21 protein-coding genes are annotated in these 23663 nt (G+C 35.6%); 13 read left to right on the top strand and 8 right to left on the bottom strand.

All coding sequences use genetic code 11. The features are described 5' to 3' along the window. Window positions 1–336: 336 nt before the first annotated feature. Window positions 337–678: a hypothetical protein gene (locus RCH13_RS13175; RefSeq protein WP_326987713.1), complete on the top strand. Its 342-nt coding sequence runs from the start codon at window positions 337–339 to the stop codon at window positions 676–678. 16 nt (window positions 679–694) lie between these two features. On the opposite strand, the gene RCH13_RS13170 is transcribed toward RCH13_RS13175, so the two are convergent. Further along, window positions 695–3346: a hypothetical protein gene (locus tag RCH13_RS13170; protein WP_326987712.1), complete on the bottom strand. Its 2652-nt coding sequence runs from the start codon at window positions 3344–3346 to the stop codon at window positions 695–697. Window positions 3347–3390: 44 nt separating this feature from the next. Continuing rightward, window positions 3391–4191 carry a DUF2797 domain-containing protein gene (locus RCH13_RS13165; protein ID WP_326987711.1) on the bottom strand — a complete coding sequence of 267 codons (801 nt, stop codon included), beginning with the start codon at window positions 4189–4191 and terminating at the stop codon, window positions 3391–3393. 175 nt (window positions 4192–4366) lie between these two features. On the opposite strand from RCH13_RS13165, the gene RCH13_RS13160 reads away from it, so the two are divergent. The 6 genes from RCH13_RS13160 (at window position 4367) to RCH13_RS13135 (ending at window position 11241) form a co-directional block, all read left to right on the top strand. Further along, on the top strand, window positions 4367–5395 hold the full coding sequence (locus tag RCH13_RS13160) for a GDP-mannose 4,6-dehydratase (protein ID WP_326987710.1): 1029 nt from the start codon (window positions 4367–4369) through the stop codon (window positions 5393–5395). Between the two features lie 96 nt (window positions 5396–5491). Beyond that, window positions 5492–5713, top strand: a complete 222-nt coding sequence (locus RCH13_RS13155) for a DUF2795 domain-containing protein (RefSeq protein WP_015807225.1) — start codon at window positions 5492–5494, stop codon at window positions 5711–5713. A gap of 118 nt (window positions 5714–5831) precedes the next feature. Further along, a complete protein-coding gene (gene secA, locus RCH13_RS13150) occupies window positions 5832–8903 on the top strand; it encodes a preprotein translocase subunit SecA (protein ID WP_326987709.1) in 3072 nt (1023 codons plus the stop codon). A gap of 102 nt (window positions 8904–9005) precedes the next feature. Beyond that, entirely contained in the window at window positions 9006–9968 is a 963-nt protein-coding gene (locus RCH13_RS13145; protein ID WP_326987708.1) for an ROK family protein, read from the top strand. 143 nt (window positions 9969–10111) lie between these two features. Next, window positions 10112–10663 (top strand): peptide-methionine (S)-S-oxide reductase MsrA, encoded by a 552-nt coding sequence (gene msrA, locus RCH13_RS13140; protein ID WP_326987707.1) that lies wholly within the window; start codon window positions 10112–10114, stop codon window positions 10661–10663. An 86-nt stretch (window positions 10664–10749) separates the two neighbouring features. Then, window positions 10750–11241, top strand: a complete 492-nt coding sequence (locus RCH13_RS13135; RefSeq protein ID WP_326987706.1) for a thermonuclease family protein — start codon at window positions 10750–10752, stop codon at window positions 11239–11241. A 15-nt stretch (window positions 11242–11256) separates the two neighbouring features. Here RCH13_RS13135 and RCH13_RS13130 read toward each other — a convergent pair whose 3' ends face one another. The 6 genes from RCH13_RS13130 to RCH13_RS13105 form a co-directional block, all read right to left on the bottom strand. Then, window positions 11257–11835, bottom strand: a complete 579-nt coding sequence (locus RCH13_RS13130) for a DUF892 family protein (RefSeq protein WP_326987705.1) — start codon at window positions 11833–11835, stop codon at window positions 11257–11259. Between the two features lie 316 nt (window positions 11836–12151). Beyond that, window positions 12152–14290, bottom strand: coding sequence for a S46 family peptidase (locus RCH13_RS13125; protein ID WP_326987704.1), 2139 nt, complete (start codon window positions 14288–14290; stop codon window positions 12152–12154). Window positions 14291–14399: 109 nt separating this feature from the next. Next, window positions 14400–15740: a T9SS type A sorting domain-containing protein gene (locus RCH13_RS13120; protein ID WP_326987703.1), complete on the bottom strand. Its 1341-nt coding sequence runs from the start codon at window positions 15738–15740 to the stop codon at window positions 14400–14402. A gap of 137 nt (window positions 15741–15877) precedes the next feature. Continuing rightward, window positions 15878–16327, bottom strand: a complete 450-nt coding sequence (locus RCH13_RS13115; protein ID WP_326987702.1) for a GNAT family N-acetyltransferase — start codon at window positions 16325–16327, stop codon at window positions 15878–15880. After that, window positions 16324–16947 (bottom strand): ribosome biogenesis GTP-binding protein YihA/YsxC, encoded by a 624-nt coding sequence (gene yihA, locus RCH13_RS13110; RefSeq protein ID WP_326987701.1) that lies wholly within the window; start codon window positions 16945–16947, stop codon window positions 16324–16326. Before yihA ends, RCH13_RS13115 begins: the two co-directional genes overlap by 4 nt. A gap of 42 nt (window positions 16948–16989) precedes the next feature. Then, entirely contained in the window at window positions 16990–17769 is a 780-nt protein-coding gene (locus tag RCH13_RS13105; protein ID WP_326987700.1) for an alpha/beta fold hydrolase, read from the bottom strand. Between the two features lie 257 nt (window positions 17770–18026). On the opposite strand from RCH13_RS13105, the gene mraZ reads away from it, so the two are divergent. The 6 genes from mraZ to RCH13_RS13075 all read left to right on the top strand — a co-directional run bounded on the left by mraZ (window position 18027) and on the right by RCH13_RS13075 (window position 23644). Next, window positions 18027–18500, top strand: a complete 474-nt coding sequence (gene mraZ, locus RCH13_RS13100) for a division/cell wall cluster transcriptional repressor MraZ (protein ID WP_326987699.1) — start codon at window positions 18027–18029, stop codon at window positions 18498–18500. 49 nt (window positions 18501–18549) lie between these two features. Beyond that, window positions 18550–19443, top strand: a complete 894-nt coding sequence (rsmH, locus tag RCH13_RS13095; protein WP_326987698.1) for a 16S rRNA (cytosine(1402)-N(4))-methyltransferase RsmH — start codon at window positions 18550–18552, stop codon at window positions 19441–19443. A 21-nt stretch (window positions 19444–19464) separates the two neighbouring features. Continuing rightward, window positions 19465–19827 (top strand): FtsL-like putative cell division protein, encoded by a 363-nt coding sequence (locus RCH13_RS13090; RefSeq protein WP_326987697.1) that lies wholly within the window; start codon window positions 19465–19467, stop codon window positions 19825–19827. Beyond that, window positions 19814–21805: a penicillin-binding transpeptidase domain-containing protein gene (locus RCH13_RS13085; RefSeq protein ID WP_326987696.1), complete on the top strand. Its 1992-nt coding sequence runs from the start codon at window positions 19814–19816 to the stop codon at window positions 21803–21805. The genes RCH13_RS13090 and RCH13_RS13085 overlap by 14 nt, the downstream gene beginning before the upstream one ends. Before the next feature lie 71 nt (window positions 21806–21876). Continuing rightward, window positions 21877–23337, top strand: a complete 1461-nt coding sequence (locus RCH13_RS13080; RefSeq protein WP_326987695.1) for a UDP-N-acetylmuramoyl-L-alanyl-D-glutamate--2,6-diaminopimelate ligase — start codon at window positions 21877–21879, stop codon at window positions 23335–23337. A 115-nt stretch (window positions 23338–23452) separates the two neighbouring features. Then, window positions 23453–23644: a four helix bundle protein gene (locus RCH13_RS13075; protein WP_326987694.1), complete on the top strand. Its 192-nt coding sequence runs from the start codon at window positions 23453–23455 to the stop codon at window positions 23642–23644. Window positions 23645–23663: the final 19 nt, after the last annotated feature.

The following is a 23663-nucleotide window of genomic DNA, read 5'->3' as shown; positions in this document are numbered from 1 at the left end:
TCGTTTTACCACAAAAAAGAGGTGGTCAATTTAAACCGAATTTACATGGTCACTTTAAACCGAATCTAGGTGGTCAATTACACCGAACTTTGCAATCTTTGTACTGGTCGGTGTAAAAATAGTTAAAATTGACAAAGGATTTTGACCACCTCCGTCCGAGATCCTTTAAACCCTGTTAATGATATGATTAGTAGCGTTTTTTTTGTTTTAAACTTTCTTTCATTTAGAAGTGAATCTTAGAATCTTACTCAGAGTAACTTGTGCAATTCTCCAATATTTAAATAATCATAGTTTGCATGGTCCCTTATTTGATGACATTTAAAGAAATATAAGATTATGGCAAATCACAATTTAAAAACACTTTCTCAAGTTTTAAACACTTTAATTAAACGCGGAATTACGAAGGAAATCTGCATGAATGAGCAACACGAAATGATTCTAGGGAAAGATGAAAAAACGTATCAACCAGAAGATCTGTGCATCGTTAAATCATACCGATTCGAAGGAGACAGCAATCCAGATGACAATGCAGTTCTTTATTTATTGCAAGATAAGGAGGGCGAATTAGCAACGATTTTAGATTCTTATGGGGCAGAAAGCAACTACAGTGGTGAAGAGTTTGATAATTTCCTAAGAAAGGTACCCATACAAGATAATCCTGAATATGACTTAGATTAATATTTACAATCCGAAATTAATTTTCGGATTTTTTCTTAAATAAATTCTTAAAGAGTCCTTTTTCTTTTACTTTTTCTTTAGTTTCTTGCGCTTTTTCTTGCACTTCCTTTTTAGTTTCTTGCAAATCTTTCTTGTTTTCCTCTAAAGCTGATTTCGTAGCGCCTACTGTATTTCGGATGCTTTGTTCTGTCTTTGGAGCATTTGCACCAATTAAAGTTTTCTTCAAACCTTGCTCAATTCCCTTCCACAAAAGGTTAAAAAAAGACTTGGTTGCATCTCTTTCTACATTTTCTACCGGAACTGATTCTGGATATTTTCCCGAATTAGTTTTTACAACCATATTCGCAATCGCAGACAACAGGCCCGATTTTTCTCCCGTTTCTTTCAGAATCGAAACTTTCAAATTCTGATGTTTCATGTTTAAGCTTCCATTTAAGCCTGTTTTATTTCCTTTAAAATTAAAAATCAAATCAGAGATAATTCCCGTTGCACGAATTTTCAAATAAGGTTCGGTGAACGCATTAATATTAGAAGCAGCCAAGGGTCCCACATTTCCTGCGATGGTAAATGAATCATTTCGACTGGCCGTATCGATGGTCCAATTCACATTCATGGGAGAAGAACCCATCATTTTACATTTGATGGTAATTGGAATTTTGGTTGGCTTTCCGGATGTTTTCCCAGAGTTAATGTTTTTTGCATTTAAATTAAAATCTTCGAAGACCAACTTTCCGGGTCCATCGCTTTTTTTAGTGTCTTCCTCATAAACCAAGAGAGAATTTTTAATCATGAGATCCTGAATAAATAAAGGAAATTTAATGGATCGTAATAATTCAGAGTACATCGGTTTTTTCGTCAAATCATCCGCAGGAATTTTACTGCGGAAAATATTTGCATCCATATCATTTAAGACGACGGAGGAAGCAGTTAAAAATTTGCTTTTCGAGACCAAATCCCAATTTCCATTTGCTGTAATTTGCCTTACTGTAATATCATACAAATCTTTTTCCGTGGGAATCATCCCGATATATTGTGCACGAGAAACGTTAGGCTTTAATGCAAAATTAGAAAGTTGAATGGTATTTTTATTGAGCTTTACAAATGAAGAAGATAGATTGTAAAATCTGGTTTTGTACAGAAAGTTTTTCGTGGTCAATGTATAATCGCCAGATTTAAATGGGATTTCACTTTTCACCGTCTGCGCATTCATTTCAATATTCTGAATTGTGGCATTGAAACCAGTAAAGATCAAGGGTTGATTTTTACTGTCAAATGTTAAGTCAGAATTTTTAACTTGTACATTCCTAATCTTTAAGGGGAAATTAATTCCTTCAAAAGCAGGCTGCTTTTTCTGTTGATTTTTAGCTGTTGATATTTTCCCTTTGAGAACATCAAGTAAAACATTTTGTATGTTTAGAGATAATTTATTATTAACAAATTTCCACTCATTGATTTTTAATGCAATATGTTTTGCAGTGAGATCTAAGGAAGATTTATTGGCAAAAATCGCCGTAGGTTTTATTGAAATATTCTGGAAGTCTGCGGACTTTGGGTCCATATTTAGAAGGGCAACATTAATATTTTGGGTTTCTGTAGAATAACGAATATCTTTTCCTTTGATCCCGAAATTAGTATACTGAAACGGGATATTTCCTTTCGCTGTTTCCTCATTCATCACCAATTTATTAATACTCATAGAAATATTATTAGCTCCAAATAATTGGTTTCCATTAGGTTTAAGGATTTCAACCCTCGCGTTGTTGGCAATTACATCTTCCAAGTTCACATCATAGGTAAAGCTTTTTTCTTTTTTAGATGGTGAAACACTGGTGGTATATATTTTCAGAACGGGACTTTCCAAACGAACTTTAGTAAGGGTTATTTGTTCCCCTTTAAATTCAAAATCTTGAAATTCCATTTCGGCAGATTTAACATCAAATAAATTCCTTTTTTTAGGGAAAAATTTTCTGAAATTTTGGTAAGACAAGAGGGGAACCATTTGAAAATCACGCAGATTCATTAGTCCTTCCTTCGTGGTAATATATTTCGCCGTGAAGGCATACACATTATCTGGTCGGTAAAAAAAATTCTTTCCATTAATTTGATGCCGTTCAAAAACAAGCGGTAATTTTGAGTCTGAAGATTCTTCTGCAATCTGTATATTTTCTAAATCAATATTCAATTCTTCTACAGAAAAAAACTTCCTTTTGGCGTGCGTGAAAATAGAAATAGAACCGCCGTCGATCTTTAACCGATCCATCTCCAAATTATGCTTCTTTTTTCCTTTCTTATCAGCGAGAGGTTTGGGCAGCACAATATGTAGTTTAGGATTTTTCAATATCAGACGTGACGTGGAAAATTTCTTATTAAACAAAACATCATACATACCCAATTTGGAGATGTCGAGAGAGTCTACAGTTCCCTGCAAACCTAATATTTTGTCGTTTTGTGAATTTTTATTATTGATGGAAATTCCGGTAGCTGTTATATTTCCAGTTCCTAAATGAACGTCCATTTCTTTGTAAGAAATTAAATAATCAGAATTGTTTTTAATGTAATTTGGCAGGTTATTTTTTAGCCAATAATTTAGACCAAAATTTCCTGTTAAAAGGATCAGGAATAGAATTGCAAGAACAATTGAAAATATTTTAAAGTAATTTTTTTGCATAAAATCTGAGCTTAAATCGATTTGGGACGCAGTTCTTCACATTTTCATGGTGCTTTAATTTCCAATTCTACCACACAACCCTCGTGTGCCCTTACATTAAAAAACGTGCCGCCTTCGAAAGAAAGATATTGCCCTTTTATTCCCCGTAAAACCCCCTCAAACTCTGGATTTTTTTCTAAAGTGACCGTCGAGATTTTTTTTGGCGCTTCATAAGGAAAGTCTAAACGAACAACTTCATTGTCATCTGAGTAGAAGTTTTTAAAATTTTCTGGAAATTTATCTTTTATTTTATTTCGAAAATCTGCAAGATCCAATTGATCCTCATAATCATCTTCCAACATTTTTCTCCAGTTGGTTTTGTCTGCAAAATGCTCTTTCATTGCAACTTCTATCATTCCAGCTTCGTATCGGTTTTCTGTTTTTGCAATGGTTAAAGCGAAAGTTGCACCCTGATCAATCCAGCGTGTAGGAATTTGGGTTTCTCTTGTAACCCCAACTTTCACATCGCCGGTATAAGCAAGATAAACAATGTGAGGTGCTAATTGAATGGATTCCTCCACGGCTAAATCTCTTTCACCCACGCCTAAATGTGCCTTGGAAAGTTCTGGCCGAATTATAGATTCACTGGCATAAGGACTTTCAAAAAAACATTTTTTACAAAAACCCATTCGAAAAACTTTTTCGTCGCTACCGCACGACACGCATTCATAACCAATTAACTTCCACTTTAAATTTTTTCCGATAAGCTGATTCATGTGGAGTATATCTTGGGTAAGATTAAGATAATATTGAATCGGCTTTCCGTTTTGCGTGGTCATTTTCAGGATTTGTCCAGAGAATTTCATAGAATGATTTTTATATTTTGTAAATTTAAGGAATTAAATGAAGGATAAGTAAGCACAAATTTCTTGAGCGTATTGATGGTTTTTCAGATAAAAAAAAAGTCTAGGACTGCAAATCTTATTTCATTTGATTCAAAATTTTTATTAAATCCTTAACTTCGTTCCTTAATTTAAAAAGATGATATACGCAGTAACTGGAGGCTCCGGTTTTATAGGTTCACACTTGGTAGAACATCTTCTGAAAAATGGACATTCTGTCATAAACATAGACAACTTTGATGATTTTTACGATTATAAGATAAAAGTAAAAAACACCTTAGCCTCCGTGGGTAAAACTTTGGAATTTACCTTTCATGATAAGGAACATGATGTTCAAAAATTAATTTTTGAAACGTCCTCAAAGAATTATCAACTATACTACCAAGATCTTCGAGATCGAGCTGGGTTAGAAAAAATATTCGCGAAGCATAAAGTCGGTTGCATCATCCATTTAGCAGCTTTAGCTGGAGTAAGACCGTCCATAGAAAATCCGCTAGAATACGCAGAAGTTAATATCACGGGAACGATGAATCTATGGGAAATCTGCAAAAATAATAAGATTATCAAGTTTATTGCAGCCTCCAGTTCCAGCGTCTATGGCAACAATCCTAAAATTCCCTTCGCTGAAACCGATGGTGTAGACCGACCAATTTCTCCTTACGCCGCCACGAAGAAATGTGGAGAAATCATGGGCCATGTTTATCATCATCTTTATGGAATTGATATGATTCACCTTCGATTTTTCACCGTTTACGGACCAAGACAAAGACCAGATTTAGCCATACATAAGTTTACGAAGTTAATTTCAGAAAATAAACACCTTCCTTTTTATGGAGATGGTAAAACCGCAAGAGATTACACCTACATTGATGATATTATTGACGGAATTTTAAAATCAATCCTCTATATAGAGACTCATAATAATGTGTATGAAATCATTAATTTGGGAGAAAGCGAAGTAATAAGCCTTCATGAAATGCTCTGTACTATTGAAGAAACTTTGGATAAAAAAGCCCACAAAAAATATCTGCCTTTACAACCCGGTGATGTCTATAAAACCAATGCAGATATTCAGAAAGCCAAGAAGTTACTGATGTATCATCCGGTCACTCATTTCCAAAATGGCATAAAAAAGTTTGTGGAATGGTTTTTGAAAAATGGAAGTTGAAAAAATTCAGAATAAAAATCAAAGTTTATTGAAAATCAGCGACAAAAACCTTTTTTATGTCGCCTAATTTTATATTTTTGCAAAAATTTAAACAATATGTATTGGACATTAGAATTAGCTTCCTATTTAAGTGACGCACCTTGGCCGATGACGAAGGCGGAACTTATTGATTACGCAATCCGAACTGGAGCACCTATGGAAGTGGTTGAAAATCTACAGGCTATCGAAGATGAAGGAGAAATCTATGAATCTATCGAAGAGGTTTGGAGTGATTATCCTACAGACGATGATTTTCTTTGGAACGAGGATGAATACTAAAAAATAATGGGCTTTTTGCATATCTGCTTTAAGCCATTTTAATAGGACGATCAAACGCACATTGAGTGCACAATTTAATGCTTGAAACGCAATGTTTTGGGCTCTATAAGCAAAATATATGGGTATTTTAGACAAAGTTCTTAAAGGGTTTTTAGGCGATAAAAATGCGTCCGACCTAAAAGACGTAAAAAAAGTAGTGCTAAAAATAAAAGCAGTAGAACCGTCAATTGCTGAATTAACAGATGATGGTTTACGTGATAAAACTACAGAATTTAAAGCGAAAATTAAAGCAGCTACAGCCAAAATTACCACCCAGATAGAGGAAATTAAAGAGCAAATTAAAACCACTGCCAACATTGATGAGAAAGAAGCTTTCTTCACCAATATAGAACAACTTAAAAAAGATTCTTACAAGGTAGAAGAAAAGGTTTTAAATGAAATTTTGCCCGAAGCTTTCGCCCTCATTAAGGAAACTTCTCGTCGATTGGCGGAAAACGGAGAAATCCGAGTGACTGCAACACAACTCGATAGAGAATTAGCTGCTACAAAAGACTTCGTAGAACTACAAGGAGATATTGCTGTATGGAAAAACCATTGGGATGCAGCTGGAACGCCTATTAAATGGGACATGGTTCATTATGATGTTCAATTTATTGGTGGGGTAGTATTACACAGCGGAAAAATTGCAGAGATGGCGACCGGAGAAGGAAAAACTCTTGTTGGTACCTTGCCGATTTATTTAAACGCTTTACCTGAAAGAGGAGTTCATGTGGTAACGGTAAATGACTATTTGGCAAAACGAGATAGCGCTTGGATGGGTCCATTGTATCAATTCCATGGAATGACGATTGACTGTATCGATTTACACCAACCTAATTCTGATGCACGTAGAAAAGCCTACGCCTCTAGTATTACTTACGGTACAAATAATGAATTTGGTTTTGATTATTTGAGAGATAACATGGTGACCTCTCCCGCAGAATTAGTGCAGGGAGAATTAAACTTTGCCATCGTAGATGAGGTAGATTCCGTTTTAGTGGATGATGCTAGAACGCCTTTAATTATTTCCGGACCAGTTCCACAAGGTGATCGTCAAGAATTTGATTCCTTAAAACCTTCTGTTGACCGTATTGTAGAAATTCAGAAAAAAACAGTTTCTGGTATTTTCAATGAAGCTAAAAAATTAATTGCGAACGGAAATACGAAAGAAGGTGGTTTCAAACTTTTGCAAGCATACAGAGGTTTGCCAAAGAACAGGCAGCTAATTAAATATCTTTCGGAAAGCGGTCATAAAACGCTTCTTCAAAAAACCGAAGGACAATATATGCAGGATAATAATAAGGATATGCCGATTGCGGACAAAGATCTTTACTTTGTGATTGATGAAAAAAATAATCAAATCGATCTTACCGATAAAGGTGTAGAATATATGTCTGCCGGAAATGAGGATAAAGATTTTTTCGTTTTAAATGACATCGGGACCGAAATTGCAGAATTAGAAGCTAAAAATTTGACCAAAGAGGAAGAATTTGAAGCAAAAGAAAAAATATTTGGAGATTTCGCCGTGAAATCAGAGCGTGTTCACACCCTAAGCCAACTACTGAAAGCCTATACTTTATTCGTTAAAGATGATGAGTATGTAGTGATTGATGGCGAAGTAAAAATCGTAGATGAGCAAACCGGACGTATCATGGACGGAAGACGCTATTCAGACGGACTTCACCAGGCGATTGAAGCGAAAGAAAACGTAAAAATTGAAGCAGCTACGCAAACTTTTGCAACCGTAACGCTTCAGAATTATTTCCGAATGTATAATAAACTAGCGGGGATGACGGGAACGGCAGAAACCGAAGCTGGGGAATTATGGGAAATCTATAAATTGGATGTTGTGGTAATTCCTACTAACAGACCAATCACGAGAGATGACAAACAAGATTTGGTTTTTAAGACCAATAGGGAGAAATATAATGCCGTAATTGAAGAAATTGAAGTTTTAACTTCTGCAGGAAGACCTATTTTGGTGGGTACCACATCTGTAGAAATTTCTCAACTGCTTTCCAGAGCTTTACAACTGCGAAAAATTCAGCATAATGTACTGAATGCAAAACTACACGCCAAAGAAGCAGAAATTGTTGCAATGGCAGGTGGACCAGGAGTTGTAACTATTGCAACTAACATGGCGGGTCGTGGAACCGACATTAAATTGCAAGGTGAGGTGAAGAAAAATGGTGGACTGGCAATCATTGGTACAGAAAGACATGATTCTCGTCGAGTGGATAGACAGCTTAGAGGTCGTGCCGGTAGACAAGGAGATCCAGGAAGTTCTCAGTTCTATGTTTCCCTTGAAGATAATTTAATGCGTCTTTTCGGGTCTGAGAGAATTGCAAAAATGATGGATAGAATGGGTCATAAAGATGGTGAAGTAATTCAGCACGGAATGATTTCTAAATCTATTGAAAGAGCACAGAAAAAAGTAGAGGAAAATAACTTCGGGGTTCGTAAGAAATTGTTGGAGTATGATGATGTAATGAACAAACAGCGTGACGTAATCTATAAAAGAAGAAAAAACGCATTGTTTGGGGATCACTTGAAATATGATATCTCTAATATGATTTTCGATGTATCGCAATCTATTGTGAGCAGAGGTAAATTAAAGGGTGATTTTAAAGATTTTGAATATGAAATTATCAAAAATTTCACCATGGAATCCCCAATTTCTGCAGAAGATTTTAAGACCAAGCAAATTCCAGAACTTACCAATGTTTTATACAAAGCTGCTACAGAAGATTACCGAATGAGATTGGAACTGTTAAAGGAAAAATCTTTCCCGATTATAGAGAATGTGTTCCAAAACCAAGGTTCAATGTTCAAAATGATTCAGGTTCCATTCACGGATGGGATTAAAACAATGACCATTGTTACGGATTTAAAAGAAGCTTTTGATAGCAAATGTGATTCAATGGTTTTAGATTTTGAGAAGAATATTTCACTTTCTATTATTGATGAAAATTGGAAATTACACTTAAGAGAAATGGATGATCTAAGACGTTCTTCTCAAGGTGCGGTTTATGAACAAAAAGATCCATTGGTAATTTATAAACAAGAGTCCTTTCATTTATTCAGTGAAATGGTGGAGAAAGTAAATAAAGAAATTATTTCGTTCTTATTTAAAGGCGAGATTCCTGCCTAAGAATTTATAATGATAAATACTAAACTTCTTCAAGCAATTGAAGAAGTTTTTTTGTGGCCTATCCCTGATATTTTTGTATTTTTAAAAACTAAAAAATAGAGAATGTCATTGATTGATTTATCAAAACAGGTTGCACTGGGTGTAGATATCGGCGGTACCAATACCAAATATGGTTTAGTAAACCATCGCGGAGAGATGCTGGGAAAAGGACGATTAAAAACAGATGCCTTTGGGAATGCTGAAGATTTCATTGATGCCCTGTATGAACAAGCTATTCCTTTGATAAATAAGCATTGCCCCCAAAAACAATTTGATGGAATTGGAGTTGGTGCGCCAAATGCAAACTATTATACGGGAACCATTGAGCAAGCGCCCAACCTTAGATGGAAAGGCGTAATCCCCTTCGCTGCGATGATGTCTGAAAAATTTGGAGTTCCTTGTAAAATGACAAATGATGCGAATGCTGCGGCTCTGGGAGAAATGATGTTTGGTGCCGCAAGAGGAATGAAAGATTTTATAATGATGACTTTGGGAACCGGAGTTGGAAGTGGAATTATCACCAACGGCCAATTAATTTACGGTCATGACGGCTTTGCGGGCGAATTAGGACATACCATTGTAAAACCAGGCGGAAGAAAACACTGGAGCACAGGTTCCGAAGGATCTTTAGAAGCCTATGCATCAGCTACAGGAATTGCGATTACGGCAAAAAAAATGCGTGCAGAATTTCCAGATTCTATGCTCAATAAATATCCAGAAGAGGCCATCAACTCCAAAGTGGTGCATGATTGTGCAATTGCTGGAGATCCTACGGCGATTGAAGTATTTCGGTATACGGGTCAAAAATTAGGTGAGGCATTAGCTAATTTTGTTATGTTTTCTTCCCCAGAAGCAATTTTACTTTTCGGTGGCGTCATCAGAGCGGGTGATTTTATATTAAAACCTACAAAACTTCACATGGAAAGGAACTTGTTACCCATTTTTCGAAATAAAGTGAAACTGGTTTTCAGTGAATTAGATGAAGCAGATGCAGCCATACTGGGCGCGAGCGCTTTGGTCTGGTAAATTTAACTGCACAAATTTCAGCAAAAGAAAGTAATTGAAAGCCTTTATTTGTAAGATATTGAGAATTGTAGAATTGCTACAAACCAAAATTCTGCGGGCTTAAATTATTTAAATAACAAAGAAGAAACTAATCAATAAAAAAAATGGACAAAGAAAATTTAGAATATATCACTTTTGGTGGCGGATGTTTTTGGTGTGTAGAAGGTTGTTTCCCAATGCTAAAAGGAGTATATGAGGTAATTTCTGGCTACTCTGGAGGACAAACCATTAATCCATCCTATAAAGAAGTTTGCACCGGCGAAACTAGTCATGCAGAGGTTGTGAAAATTGCGTTTGACCCTAGTGTTATTTCTTATGATCAAATTATGGATGTGTTTTTTTTCCTGCATGATCCTACCCAACTAAACAGACAAGGAAATGATATTGGAACGCAATACCGATCTGTAATCTTTTACGAAACACCACAGGAAAAGGAAAAAGCTGAAGCAGCAATACGCACTTCTGAAGATTCTGGAAGATGGAACGGCAAGTACGAGACGGAATTGGCAAAATTTGAAAAATTTTACCCGGCGGAACAATATCACCAAGGATATTATGGAGAAAATCCAGATCAACCCTATTGCAGTGCGGTGGTGGGACCAAAAGTTGCCAAATTTAAAAAACGTTACGGCGACCTCGGAATGCTTAAGGATTAATCCTTCAACCAACTGTAAGCGAAGAAATTTTCTTCGCTTTTTTATTCTCAAATGATTTAATTCTCCCTATTTTTCAGCAAAAATTTATGCAAAAGATATTCTGCTTTCTCTTTTTAATGGTCATGTGTTCCAATTCCATAGCACAAGCTTACAAAGTAATTGGCATTAAAGATGGCGATACCGCTTCTCTTTTAATCGAAGGTAAACCTCAGACGGTAAGATTAGCGCATATTGATTGTCCAGAAAAGAAGCAACCGTATGGAACAAAGGCAAAAGAAATGCTTTCTCTCCTGTGTTTTGGCAAGTATGTGACTTTAGCCGGAGGTGATAAATTAGACCGAAATAAGAGATTGATTGCAGAATTAATTTTACCCAATGGAATCAACGTGAATAAAATAATGGTGAAAAATGGTTTAGCATGGCATTATAAAAAATATTCCAAAGAAGCTTCTTATGCAAAATTGGAAATTGAAGCTAAAAAGAAAAAGATGGGATTGTGGACTGAAAGAAATCCAATTGCACCCTGGGAATGGAGAAAATTAAGAAAATCTGCACCCCATAAATCAATCATTTTTTAGAAAAAAAATTGACTATCATTGTTTCTTGCCTTTCGCAATTAAGGATAGAAACTCTTCTATTACATATCGCAATTTATTATCTGCGTACTCTTCTTCTTCTTGAACGCTGATGGCTAGAAACGTGGCCGCATCCGTATAACTTAAACGGATTGCCAAATACGCTAAACCTGCATACGCTCCAATTTTATAATGCGTGAGTTTTTGAGAAGTTAACATCAGCGCAACTTCAATATTAACAGTATTTCCCGACATATTTCTAATATAAGATTGTCCCTCCTTCAAAATTGCATTTACAGCATCACAACTCACCCCTTTCGCTTCTACTTGAAGGAATTTAAAAATTTTCTCAATTCTTTGGAGGTGTTTTTCGTGAATAGAATAATGATTATCAAAAACTTTTTGAAGTTCAGGAGAAGTTACACTATCTTTAATCTGATTGAAGGCAATAGCGATTTGATTCTCTGCCTCGTACATTTTTTGTAAAGAAGTTAGAAAATACGTTTCGAAGACGGGAATACATTCGATCTCCGCTTCTGTTAAGGTACTGTTACTTAAATTAATCCTGCCATCCATAACTCTAATATTATTGGGCAATATTGCTTATAAATGCTTCGTAAAATATATTATCAATCTTCAATACTGATTAAATTTTATAAGCTTACCGCGACAATTAAAACCAAATTTTAAGCCAAGTAGAATATTTTCTTATAAAGTAGCGTAAACCTTACTGTTCAAAATGCGACATGATTATGATTTTTTCTCTTTTTTTCAAAATATTTACAATACCAATTCTAGGATAAGTTGCAGTTATAAACAATACTTTTAAATTTTCAACTAAAGATTAACAAGATCTAATATACAAAAACCGCTGAAGTAATCAGCGGTTTTTAATTGTGGAGAGGATAGATGCTTATTTAACTAAAGTCATCTCGCTGATCAAATGACCTGCTTTTCCATATTTATCAATAATCCAAAGGACCATTCTAATGTCAACATTAATAGTTCTCTGCAACTTTGGATCGAAAATGATGTCACCACTTAACGCTTCACTATTACCGTCAAAAGCCAAACCTAAAAGGTTACCAGATCCATCCATAATCGGGGAACCTGAGTTTCCACCAGTAATATCATTTGTAGACAAGAAATTCACTGGCATAAATCCTTTTTTATCTGTGTACTGACCGAAGTCTTTTTTTCTCACCAATTCTAAAAAGTCCAATGGCAAATCAAATTCTTCATCACCCTTTTTATACTTCGCCACCATTCCATTGATATCAGTGTAATAGTTGTTTTTTCTTTTGATACCGTAATAATTTCTATCAGTTCTTACTGGTAATGTATCAATAGATCCATAAGTCAAACGCATCGTTGAATTTGCATCTGGATAAAAATCTTTATTCGGCTGTGATTTTCTCAACCCATCTAAGAAGATTCTATTATTTTTTGCAAAAGCTTCATCAACTTTCTCGTATTTTTCTGCCATTAATTTTTGATCATTGATAAATCCATTTGCCATTTTCATCAAAGGATCTGCATCAATTTTTAAACGATCAGGATTATTAACAAAATTCATTACTGATTCCTTGCTTGCAAAAATTGAAGAAAATGCAACGTTAGACAGATTCATTGCTTGTACTCCCATTAAAGTTGGAGACGCAACTCCTTTCTTAACTCTCTGCTGGTAAAGGTTTACCATAGAATTCAGCATTTCTCCTTCTAATTTATTATTAAATCCATCATACATTCTGTCAATTCCGTCTGTAATTTTAGATTTCATAGCTATTCTACCGGCTTCATCTTGGTCAGCATAAGATTTTAACAATCCACCTAATTGGTAAGCAACGCCAATATATTTAGCATTTCTCTGCAATTGAGAAGCGTAATTTCTTTCAACATTTCTATCAGAGATTTGTACGTAATTTGCCTTAATATCCTCTAAAACACCCCCGTAAATTTCTACATTTTCTGGTAGAAGTGCCCATTTTAAATATTCTGCTTCCAATGCTCTTTTGCCATCCACTGTCATATTTTTTTCAACAGCGTCAATGGTGCCTTGTCTGTTTTTCCAATAATTAGCAACTGATGCATATTGAGATGCGTATTTTAATTTAGTTGCTTGGTCTTTATCCATGTATTTTTTCATAACATCCATAGCAACTTTAGAAGCTTCTACCCATGCTGGATAATCTTTATCAACCATTTGCTCAATACCGAATGAAGTTTGAAAGCGGTTTGTTCTACCTGGAAAACCAACAATCATTGTAAAATCTCCAGGTTTGTACCCTTTTAAGGAAATCGGTAAAGAATGTTTTGGTTTCATCGGAACGTTAGTCGCTGCGTATTCTGCAGGATTTCCGTTTGCATCAGCATAAACTCGGAATACAGAAAAATCTGCAGTATGTCTTGGCCATTCCCAGTTGTCTGTATCACCCCCAAATTTTCCCAGAGAATTCGGCGGGGTTCCTACCAAACGAACATCTTTATAATCTTGATAAACGAAATAATAGAATTCATTTCCGTTAAAAAAATCGCGAACTACAACACTATACTTTCCATTATCGGAATTTTCGGTTTGGATCGCTTTATATTCTGCATCAATCACCGTTTTGCGTTCAGCAGCAGTCATTGCGTTGTTCAATTTAACATTAATTCTTTTAGTAACATCATCCATTCTCACTAAGAAGCGAACAGATAATCCTTTGGACGGCAGTTCTTCACTTTTTTTCATCGCCCAAAAACCATTGGTTAAATGATCTTTTTCTGGTGTACTAAGTGCTGCAATATTTCCATAACCACAGTGGTGATTGGTAAAAAGCAGACCTTCTTTGGAAACCATTTCGGCAGTACATCCACCGCCAAATTGCACAATTGCATCTTTTAAACTCGAGTTATTAACAGAGTAAATTTCTTCAGCAGTTAACTTCAGGCCTTCCTTCTGCATATCAACTCCATTCAGTCTTTTAATCATTGTTAAAAGCCACATTCCTTCATCGGCTTTCAGTTGTAAAAAGCTCATCATAAAGGTGAGCAGTAAAAATATTCTTTTCATTTATAAATTATTTATAGTGCTAAAATAAGAAAATCATTTCAATTGGAACTTTTTTGCAAAAAAAATGGATGAGAAAATCTCATCCATTTAAAAAACGTTTTAAAGAAATTTATTTTTTGATCAATTTAGTATTTTCTACCGCTCCATCTCCGTAGAATACTTGTAAAATATAAGTTCCTTTTACTAAAGAAGATACATTTACTTGACTTGTGGATTTAGAAGACTGCAATTTTTTACCAGTCATATCAAAAATTGAAATTGCTTTAATTGGTTGTTTAGCAGTTACATTAACTACATCTACTGCTGGATTTGGATAAATTTTCAATCCAGATTTCACTGCATTTTCGCCTGTTGCCAAAAAGTTTCCATTAAATTTAAGAATCCCTGTTGTTCCTGTTGTTCCATTACTAAATTGTCCAGCCCAACCTGTAGTAGGATTTAAGAATTGCACTTTTCCTCTTTGCACCCCTGCATCAATACTGGTCCAAGTTAATCCACCATCCGTAGAATAAGAAGAACCCATAAAATTAGGAGCTCCAGAATTAATTCCTGTACTCACGTAAGTATTTGCAGTTCCAGGAACGTGCGTGATGTCACCAAAATACCAGGTTCCGGTAGTAGTAACAGGATCCCAAGACGCTCCACCATCAGTTGTACTGTATAATACCGCAGAGGTTGTACCGACTGCGCCCGCTCCATCTACAGCAATTAAAAGTCCATTGCTTGTATCTTTAAAGGCCATAACACCAGATGAGCCAGAAGTTGTAACTCCTCCAAAATCCGTTACCGGGCTAAAGTATGATGTCCAGTTTAATCCCCTGTCCGAAGAACGGAAAATTCTACCGATATCGCTACCAAACCAAATTGTATTTCCAACTACTTCTTTTAATCCTACATAACTATAATCACCTATAGAAGCAGGTCTATTTGCTACAACAGTCCAAGTTGTTCCACCATTCATAGTTTTATACATTTCATAGCTACCACCTAAAGGATCTCCACAAGCCCAACCTTCATTAGCATCCCAAAAATAGATTTGGTTACCAAAAGATGGCGCTGTAAATCCTACCGTTTGGCTCGCCCAAGAAGTTCCGCCATCAGTAGTTTTATAAATTTTATTAGCAAGCGGTCCCGCTTCAGATGGAGCCGTAATTACCCACGCTGTAGTAGAATTAACAGCAGCAAGGTCAGAAATTAAAGCATTAGTTCCAGGACCCGTAATGTTGGCGGTTGTCCATGTAGTACCTCCATTTGTTGTTCTAGAAACAATTTGCGGATAAGTTCCTCCACCAGAACCATCATATGCAAATGTCCAAGCGGTGTTAGCATCAGTAATCACAATTTCGTCAGTTCCGAAATTAGTGGGGAATTTTGTGCCTTGTGGTACCCAAGACTGAGCCTGAGTAGCCATTGCAACGAGCACACAACTAGTAAGTAAAAGTTTTTTCATAATATCTAATATTTAACGATTTTTGGTAAAATTAGATTATCTAGTGATAATACGCAAATAATATTGCTAAAAATTAATCACTTTACCATCTTTCATTAAATATACAATATTTTTAAAAGTAACTTTTTCCCTCTAATCTATTCTCGCAACATCTCTGTATGGGGAATATCGTCTTCTAAATAATGAAGACCTATATCTTGAAATCCAAATTCTTTATAAAACTTTAAGAGGTAATCTTGAGCAGATATCCTAATTTTTCTAGATGAAAATCTATTTTCAATAGTACTTATTGCAATTGCCATCAAAGTTTTGCCCAACTGTAATTTTCGATAATTGGGGTGGGTGAGTACTCGCCCGATTGAACATTCGTCATATTTTACGCCTGCCTTAAAAACCCTACAGTAAGCTACAGCTTTCCCCTCATTTTCAGCCCAAATGTGAACTGCTTTTTCATCCGCGCCATCGGCATCAAGATAAAAGCAGGTTTGCTCCACGATGAAAACTTCTTGCCTGATTTTTAAAATTTCGTACAGTTCAATAGTAGTGAGTTGATGGAAGGTTTTGATTTTCCAAACGGGATAAGTCATAATTCAAAATTGATGTGATTCTCTTTTAAAAATTGATTGGTGACCGAAATAAATTTAAGAATTTCTTCACCACCAACTTTTTTCTCCGCAGAAGTAACATAAATTTCAGGCAGAGACTCCCAGGTTTCTAAAAGTACAGCCTTGTATTTTTCTACATTTTCTTTCAAAACATTAGGCTTTAATTTATCCGACTTTGTAAAGGCAAGGGAAAAAGGAACGCCATTTTCTCCACACCATCCAATAAATTCAAGATCAATTTTCTGGGGAGAATGTCTCGCATCAATCAAAACGAAAAGATTTACTAAGTTTTTTCGATTGAGAATATAATTGGTGATCAGTTTTTCAAATTCCTTTCTTAAACTTTTCGAGACCCGAGCATAACCATAACCTGGTAAATCCGTTAAATACCAATTCTCATTGATCATAAAATGATTGATAAGCTGGGTTTTACCTGGTGTCTGAGAAGTCTTTGCCAAATCTTTAAAGTTTAGCATCGCATTAATAAGTGATGATTTCCCCACATTAGACCGACCAATAAAAGCATATTCTGGCATAGTAGGTTCCGGACAGTCTTGCCATCTTGTGCTGCTTGTCATAAAAGTTGCGGTCTTAATAATCATAACTAAAATTTTTTCAAATTTAATCAAATAAAAAATGGAAGCTTAAACTTCCATTTTTTTATTTTCTACTTTCTTTAGCCACTCATATAAGATTTCATTAAACTCATTTGGTTTTTCCATCATGGCTGCATGGCCACATTTTTCTATCCAATACAAATCAGAAGTGGGCAAAAATTTATGCATATCTACTGCAACTTCTGGCGGCGTCACGTTATCTTGTTTACCCCAAATCAAGCAAACAGGTGCAGTAATTTTCGGCAAATCATTTAACATATTATGTTTGATGGCACTTCTGGCAAGCATTACCGTTTTGATGCCTTTCATTCGATCATTCACTACAGAAAAGACCTCATCAACCAATTCTGGAGTTGCAATTGCGGGGTCATAAAAAACCTCTTCAGTCTTCTTCTTTATATATTCTTTATCTGATTTTCTAGGAAAGCTATCTCCGAAAGTTCTTTCATAGAGACCTGAACTTCCTGTCAAAACAAGATTTTTCACAAGATGCGGACGCGCCAAAGTTAAAATCAAACCAATATGTCCACCCATGGAATTCCCAATTACTGTTACGGGTTCAGTAGTTTTTTCTTCTATAAATTTAGCAACATATTTTGCAATGGTCGTTAGATTCGTATTCAGAATGGGCAAATCGTAAATAGGCATTACAGGAACGAATACTTTATAATCCCGATCCGAGAAAAATTTAACGGTATTATCAAAGTTACTTAAACCACCCATCAAGCCGTGTAGTAAAACTAACGGATGCCCTTCTCCAGCTTCTATGAAAGAGAATTTTTTTTCTTTTTTCGTTATAAATCTCATATAATTGCTCAAATCAGCACCGCAAAAATACAAATTTAACACCAACTTCAATTTAGTTAGATCAAATTTCTGTATAAATCGCAAAGGAAGCTATTCATTAAATAGCATTTTAAAATCTGCTAATTAATGATCATTATCTAAAATGCTAACTCCTATTTAATCAAATCTTTAGTTAAAAAATCAAAACTTATTAACATTAAGTCAAAAAGTGGGAAAAAGTGGGAGGTTTCAAATTTTTTTATATAAATTTGTCCCAAATGAAGAATTTCATCGGCACATATGAATGTAAAATAGACGACAAAGGTCGCCTGAAACTCCCTTCCTCTTTGGTAAAACAAATGGAAGATTTCGGCGGTGGCTCCTTTGTAGTAAAACGTTCTGTTTTTCAGCCATGTTTAGAAGTTTATCCAATGAACGGTTGGGAAAAGCTGATGGAAAAAATCAACAAACTCAATCGATTTCAGAAGAAAAACGCAGATTTTATCAGGCAATTTACCGCCGGATTAAAGATTGTGGAACCGGATAATGCAGGAAGAATACAAGTTTCAAAAGATTTAACACTCTTTGCCAATTTAACCAAAGAAACGGTGATTACGAGCGCAGGAGAACTGTTTGAAATATGGGATAAAAGTGCCTATGAACAAGTTATCTCCACCAATATTCATGACTTTGCAATGTTAGCCGAAGAAGTGATGGGCGATATCAATTTCGATGACGAAATTAAACCCTGAAATCTCTACTTCAACGTCAATTAAATAAGACTTCACCTAAAAATAACACATGTATCATAATCCCGTTTTGCTGAAAAAAAGTGTCGAAGATTTGGTAACAAATCCAAGCGGCATTTATGTGGACGTTACATTCGGTGGTGGTGGTCATTCCAGAGAGATTTTGAGTAAACTCTCTCCAAAAGGAAAGTTATTTAGTTTCGATCAGGATTTAGATGCACTAAAAAACACCATCGAGGACGATAGATTTACTTTAATCAATCAAAACTTTAGGTTTCTGGAAACTTCTTTAATGGCTCATGGAATTACTAAAGTAGACGGAGTTCTTGCTGACTTAGGTGTCTCTTCTCACCAGTTTGATGCTGCAGAAAGAGGTTTCTCTACAAGGAGCAATGCGCCACTGGACATGCGAATGAATGTGATGCAAACTTTAGATGCAAAAAAAATAATCGCGGATTATGAAGAAGATCAGCTTGCTGATATATTTTATTACTATGGGGAACTAAGAGATGCGAGAAAATTGGCGCGTGCTATTGCAAAATATAGACTCACCAAAAAAATAAATACCACCGAAGACCTGAAGAATGTTTTCAGCTTCATTCCAGGACACAAGCAAAATAAATTTTTTGCGCAGGTCTTTCAAGCGATTAGAATTGAAGTGAATCAAGAATTGGAGGCGCTAAAGGAAATGCTCGTACAATCTCATAAAATATTGAAACCAAAAGGCAGATTAGTGGTCATTTCTTACCACTCTTTAGAAGACCGATTGGTCAAAAGATTCTTGAAAAATGGAATGTTTGAAGGAGAACAACCACGTGATATTTATGGAAATTTCCCAAAAACTTTTGATTTGCTGCAAACAAAAGCAGTAATTCCAGATGAAGTAGAGATAGAAGAGAATTCCCGCGCCAGAAGTGCAAAAATGCGCGTAGGGATAAAATTATAAAAAAAGACGGTAACCAAGAAAATGGCTAAAAGACCAACTCCACGACCACAAAAAAAACTTACGCTTATCGATATTGTTAAGGGTAATTTTCTTAATCGTGACGAGGTAAAAATTCATTACAAGTATTTTATGCTCATCTTCTTACTGATGGTTATTATCATCTATAGCAATCACTTGGTGAGCCAAAAAATTGAGTTGGTAAATGACTTAAAAGAGCAAACAGAAGAATATAAATCCAGAAATGCCTATGCCCAAAGCAAACTCATTAAAGTAAAACTGGAGTCAGAATTAGGAAAAGAAATGGTGGTGGATTCCCTTTTATCCTTAGAAAATCATCCACATAAATTATTGATAAAATTGGACAGTACAGATGGCAGTAAATAACGAATTCGAAAAAAAACGCTCAAGAACATTGAGATGGGGCTACCTTTTTGCAGGGTTTGCCTTTCTATTGTTCATGGTTTTTTTGGGTAGAATTCTGGTTTTACAAAATACAAATGTGCAAGAAATTAAAGATGACTACATCAGCAAAAATTACCGTGAAGCGAAACTGAAAGCTGCCCGAGGAAATCTATATGCTGCAGATGGGTCAATTCTCGCAACTACTGTAATGCGATATGATGTTTACCTTGATTTTAAAACAATTAAAGACACTGTATATACTAACAATATTGGAACGTTAACAGATTCCCTTTCCAAAATGTTTGGGAAACCTAGAAGTTATTTTCGAGACAGATTAGATCAGCAAAATAAAGTCGAGAACCAATATTATTCGTTGGTAAAAGGCCTAGATTTCGACGATTATGATCGCATTAGAAATTTCCCCATCTTTAAAAGAGGAAAAAATAAAGGTGGTTTTATTATAGACCGTAATTTCAAAAGAGAATTAGCCACTACCCAAATTGGAGCAGGAACCATCGGAATGGATAATGGTCCCTTACAATCTGGATTAGAAGGTGCTTTCTCGAAATATTTAACCGGTACAGACGGAACCCGATTAGAGCAACGTGTTAATTCTAGCCAATGGAAACCCATTGATTACTGGAAAGTAAACGAACCTATTGACGGTCAAGATGTGTACACCACCATTGATTTAAGAATTCAAGATATTGCAAGTTCCGCATTAGAAAAACAACTCGTTAATTTTGATGCAGATCACGGCTGTGTTTTGGTGATGGAAGTGGCTACTGGAAAAGTAAAAGCCATGGTCAATCTTCGCCGAACAGAACCCGGAATTTATGTAGATGCTTACAATTATGCGCTAAAAGATGCTACAGAACCAGGCTCAACCTTTAAAACAGTTTCTCTTTTAGCCGCTATGGATGATGGTTTCATTGATGAAAACACGACCGTAAATGTTGGAAACGGTATTTGGACCTACGCGAAACAAAGAATTTCAGATGGTCACGGCGGTGGCACTTACGATATTTCAGACGTCTTGGCAAAATCTAGCAACGTAGGCTCCGCTAAGTTAATTACCCAATATTACGCAGATCAACCCAACGTATTTTTAGACCATCTGAAAAGATGGAAAATGTTCGACAAAATGGATGTTGAGCTTCCAGGTGTCACCAAACCTTTCATAGTTACGCCAGAAAATAAAAGATGGAACGCCGCAACTTTGGCTTCTTTGGCTTATGGATATTCTTCCCGTTTTAACTTACTACAGCTTACTACATTTTACAATGGAATCGCGAATAGAGGAGTCATGCTAAAACCACTTTTCATCGATAAAATCATGAAAGACGGCAGCATTCTTTTTGAAGCAAAACCAAAAATAATGGTAAAAAAAATGGCTTCTGAGAAGGCAATTGCCATGATGACCAGCGCACTAACAAAAGCAGTAGAAAAAGGAACCGCGAAAAGTATTTTCACACCCAATCTTAAAATGGCGGGAAAAACTGGAACTGCAAGATTTGAATATTGGAAACCAGGTCCCGCAAAGTATCAGGCAAGTTTTGCAGGCTTTTATCCTGCAGATAATCCGAAATACACCTGTATCGTCATGATCAACCAGCCAGATAATTCCAAAGGGTTTTATGGTTCCACGGTTTCTGCACCAGTATTTAAAGAAATCGCTGGGAAAACATTTTTGAAAACACCTCAGAATATTGAGAAAGATCTTTTAGTTGACCGTAAAGTTGATTTAAGCAAGATGGTAGAACGCAATGTGAAGGTTTCTTTTTCTGCGAATCAAATGCCAAAAATTACAGGTCTTATCGGGAAAAATGTGATTCCTCAATTAGAAAATCAAGGCTATCGCGTAGATTATAAAGGTGTAGGCAGGATTAAAGAACAATTTCCTCTAGAAGGAACGATTATCAATAAGAATCAGAGAATTTATCTGCAACTTCAGAATTAGAATATAGAATCTGGAGGATTCAATGTAAAGAGCCGCACGTAAAATCTGCGGAATGTATCAAAAAAGAGAAAATGAATTTAGAAGAATTATTAGCCCGAATCAAAATTTTAGAAAAGTCTGGACCAGAAAATCCACCTGTTTCTAAAATCGTTTTCGACAGCCGAAAAGTTGTGGAAGATGCGGTTTATGTTGCGCTGAAAGGCACCGTTTCCGACGGCCATTCATTCATTGATTCTTCTATCGAAAAAGGCGCCACCGTAATTATTTGTGAAAATTTACCTGAAAATTTAAATGAAAACATTACTTACATTAAAGTAGAAAATTCCTCAAAAACTTTAGGGCACCTTGCCGCCAATTATTATGGAAATCCCTCCGAGAAATTAAAATTAATAGGAATTACTGGGACCAACGGAAAAACTTCTGTGACTACCCTTTTATTTGATATTTTCAAAACTCTAGGATTTAAATCTGCGTTAATATCTACCGTCGAATATAGAATCGCGGAAGAAATATTACCCTCTACGCATACGACTCCCGACATTATTCGGCTCAATGAAATATTGGCGAAAGCCGTAAAAGTTGGTTGTGAATATGCTTTCATGGAAGTTTCTTCTCACGGCATTCATCAAAACAGAACAGAAGGTTTGCATTTCCAAATTGCAGGATTTACCAATATTTCTCACGATCATTTGGACTATCACAAAACATTTGATCAATACATCAAAACGAAAAAAAGATTTTTCGATGAATTAAATGCAGACGCAATTGCCATAACTAATGTCGATGACAAAAATGGGAATGTAATGCTTCAAAATACAAAAGCTCAAAAGAAATCTTTCGCCTTAAAAACCATGGCAGACTATCATGGCAAAATGCTTGAAGGTGATTTTAATGGAATGCTTTTAAATTTTAATGGCAAAGAATTTTGGACCACATTATCTGGAAAATTTAATGTTTACAATTTGCTTTTGGCATTTGCCGTAACCGTGGAATGCGGATTTCATGAAGACGATGTTTTAAAAGCAATGTCCACATTACAAAGAGTAAAAGGAAGATTTGAAACCCTAAAATCGGAGGGTGGAATATTCTTCATCGTGGATTATGCACATACTCCAGATGCGCTTGAAAATATTTTAGATTCCATTAATGAAATCCGCACAAAAAATGAAAGAGTGATTACCATTTTTGGATGTGGCGGCGATCGTGATCAGGATAAAAGATCAGAAATGGGCAAAATTGCCACGCGAAAATCTACTCTGGCGATTATCACTTCCGACAATCCAAGAACGGAAAATCCCGCAAACATCATCAAAGAAATTGAAGCAGGGGTAGAACCGCAAAATTTTAGCAAATACACTTCAATCCCAGACCGGAGAGAAGCAATAAAAATGGCCATCAAATTCGCAGAACCGAAAGATATCATCTTGGTTGCAGGAAAAGGTCATGAAAATTATCAAGAAATAAACGGTGTAAAACACCATTTCGATGACCAGGAAACAATTGTAGAACTAGCGCGATTAATGTCAAAATAATGCATAAGCGATTGTTGATAAATGATTGTTGATGAAAGATGGAAAATATTTATAACCAGATAATTGCGAGCAGAACTAAGCTATTGACGATAAAAATTATCAGTTGCTTATCTGATTGCCTTATTCTGACAAAGTTTCGGTTATTAGAAAACAAATTTTTCGTTTCTCAAGTTCAACAGCGGCTAATTACAGAGCTATGTTCAGAGCAAGATCGAATAATGAAAAATTTGCGAAAATTTGCATTGTTCTAGAAGAAGCAGATGAAACTCTTTTTCGGCTAGAAGTTATTCGAGAATTAAAAAAATGATATCTACTAAGGAGCTAGA

The sequence above is a fragment of the Chryseobacterium sp. MP_3.2 genome, from assembly GCF_035984805.1.
Lineage (GTDB): Bacteria > Bacteroidota > Bacteroidia > Flavobacteriales > Weeksellaceae > Kaistella.
Note: the sequence above shows the minus strand (reverse complement) of the source record. Positions and strands in the feature narration are given on the sequence as shown.

Bases quoted from the DNA above. Each gene is read 5' to 3' on its own strand.
- RCH13_RS13175 (WP_326987713.1), top strand. From the start codon at position 337: ATGGCAAATCACAATTTAAAAACACTTTCTCAAGTTTTAAACACTTTA.
- RCH13_RS13170 (WP_326987712.1), bottom strand. From the start codon at position 3,346: ATGCAAAAAAATTACTTTAAAATATTTTCAATTGTTCTTGCAATTCTA.
- RCH13_RS13165 (WP_326987711.1), bottom strand. From the start codon at position 4,191: ATGAAATTCTCTGGACAAATCCTGAAAATGACCACGCAAAACGGAAAG.
- RCH13_RS13160 (WP_326987710.1), top strand. From the start codon at position 4,367: ATGATATACGCAGTAACTGGAGGCTCCGGTTTTATAGGTTCACACTTG.
- RCH13_RS13155 (WP_015807225.1), top strand. From the start codon at position 5,492: ATGTATTGGACATTAGAATTAGCTTCCTATTTAAGTGACGCACCTTGG.
- secA (WP_326987709.1), top strand. From the start codon at position 5,832: ATGGGTATTTTAGACAAAGTTCTTAAAGGGTTTTTAGGCGATAAAAAT.
- RCH13_RS13145 (WP_326987708.1), top strand. From the start codon at position 9,006: ATGTCATTGATTGATTTATCAAAACAGGTTGCACTGGGTGTAGATATC.
- msrA (WP_326987707.1), top strand. From the start codon at position 10,112: ATGGACAAAGAAAATTTAGAATATATCACTTTTGGTGGCGGATGTTTT.
- RCH13_RS13135 (WP_326987706.1), top strand. From the start codon at position 10,750: ATGCAAAAGATATTCTGCTTTCTCTTTTTAATGGTCATGTGTTCCAAT.
- RCH13_RS13125 (WP_326987704.1), bottom strand. From the start codon at position 14,290: ATGAAAAGAATATTTTTACTGCTCACCTTTATGATGAGCTTTTTACAA.
- RCH13_RS13120 (WP_326987703.1), bottom strand. From the start codon at position 15,740: ATGAAAAAACTTTTACTTACTAGTTGTGTGCTCGTTGCAATGGCTACT.
- RCH13_RS13115 (WP_326987702.1), bottom strand. From the start codon at position 16,327: ATGACTTATCCCGTTTGGAAAATCAAAACCTTCCATCAACTCACTACT.
- yihA (WP_326987701.1), bottom strand. From the start codon at position 16,947: ATGATTATTAAGACCGCAACTTTTATGACAAGCAGCACAAGATGGCAA.
- RCH13_RS13105 (WP_326987700.1), bottom strand. From the start codon at position 17,769: ATGAGATTTATAACGAAAAAAGAAAAAAAATTCTCTTTCATAGAAGCT.
- mraZ (WP_326987699.1), top strand. From the start codon at position 18,027: ATGAAGAATTTCATCGGCACATATGAATGTAAAATAGACGACAAAGGT.
- rsmH (WP_326987698.1), top strand. From the start codon at position 18,550: ATGTATCATAATCCCGTTTTGCTGAAAAAAAGTGTCGAAGATTTGGTA.
- RCH13_RS13090 (WP_326987697.1), top strand. From the start codon at position 19,465: ATGGCTAAAAGACCAACTCCACGACCACAAAAAAAACTTACGCTTATC.
- RCH13_RS13085 (WP_326987696.1), top strand. From the start codon at position 19,814: ATGGCAGTAAATAACGAATTCGAAAAAAAACGCTCAAGAACATTGAGA.
- RCH13_RS13080 (WP_326987695.1), top strand. From the start codon at position 21,877: ATGAATTTAGAAGAATTATTAGCCCGAATCAAAATTTTAGAAAAGTCT.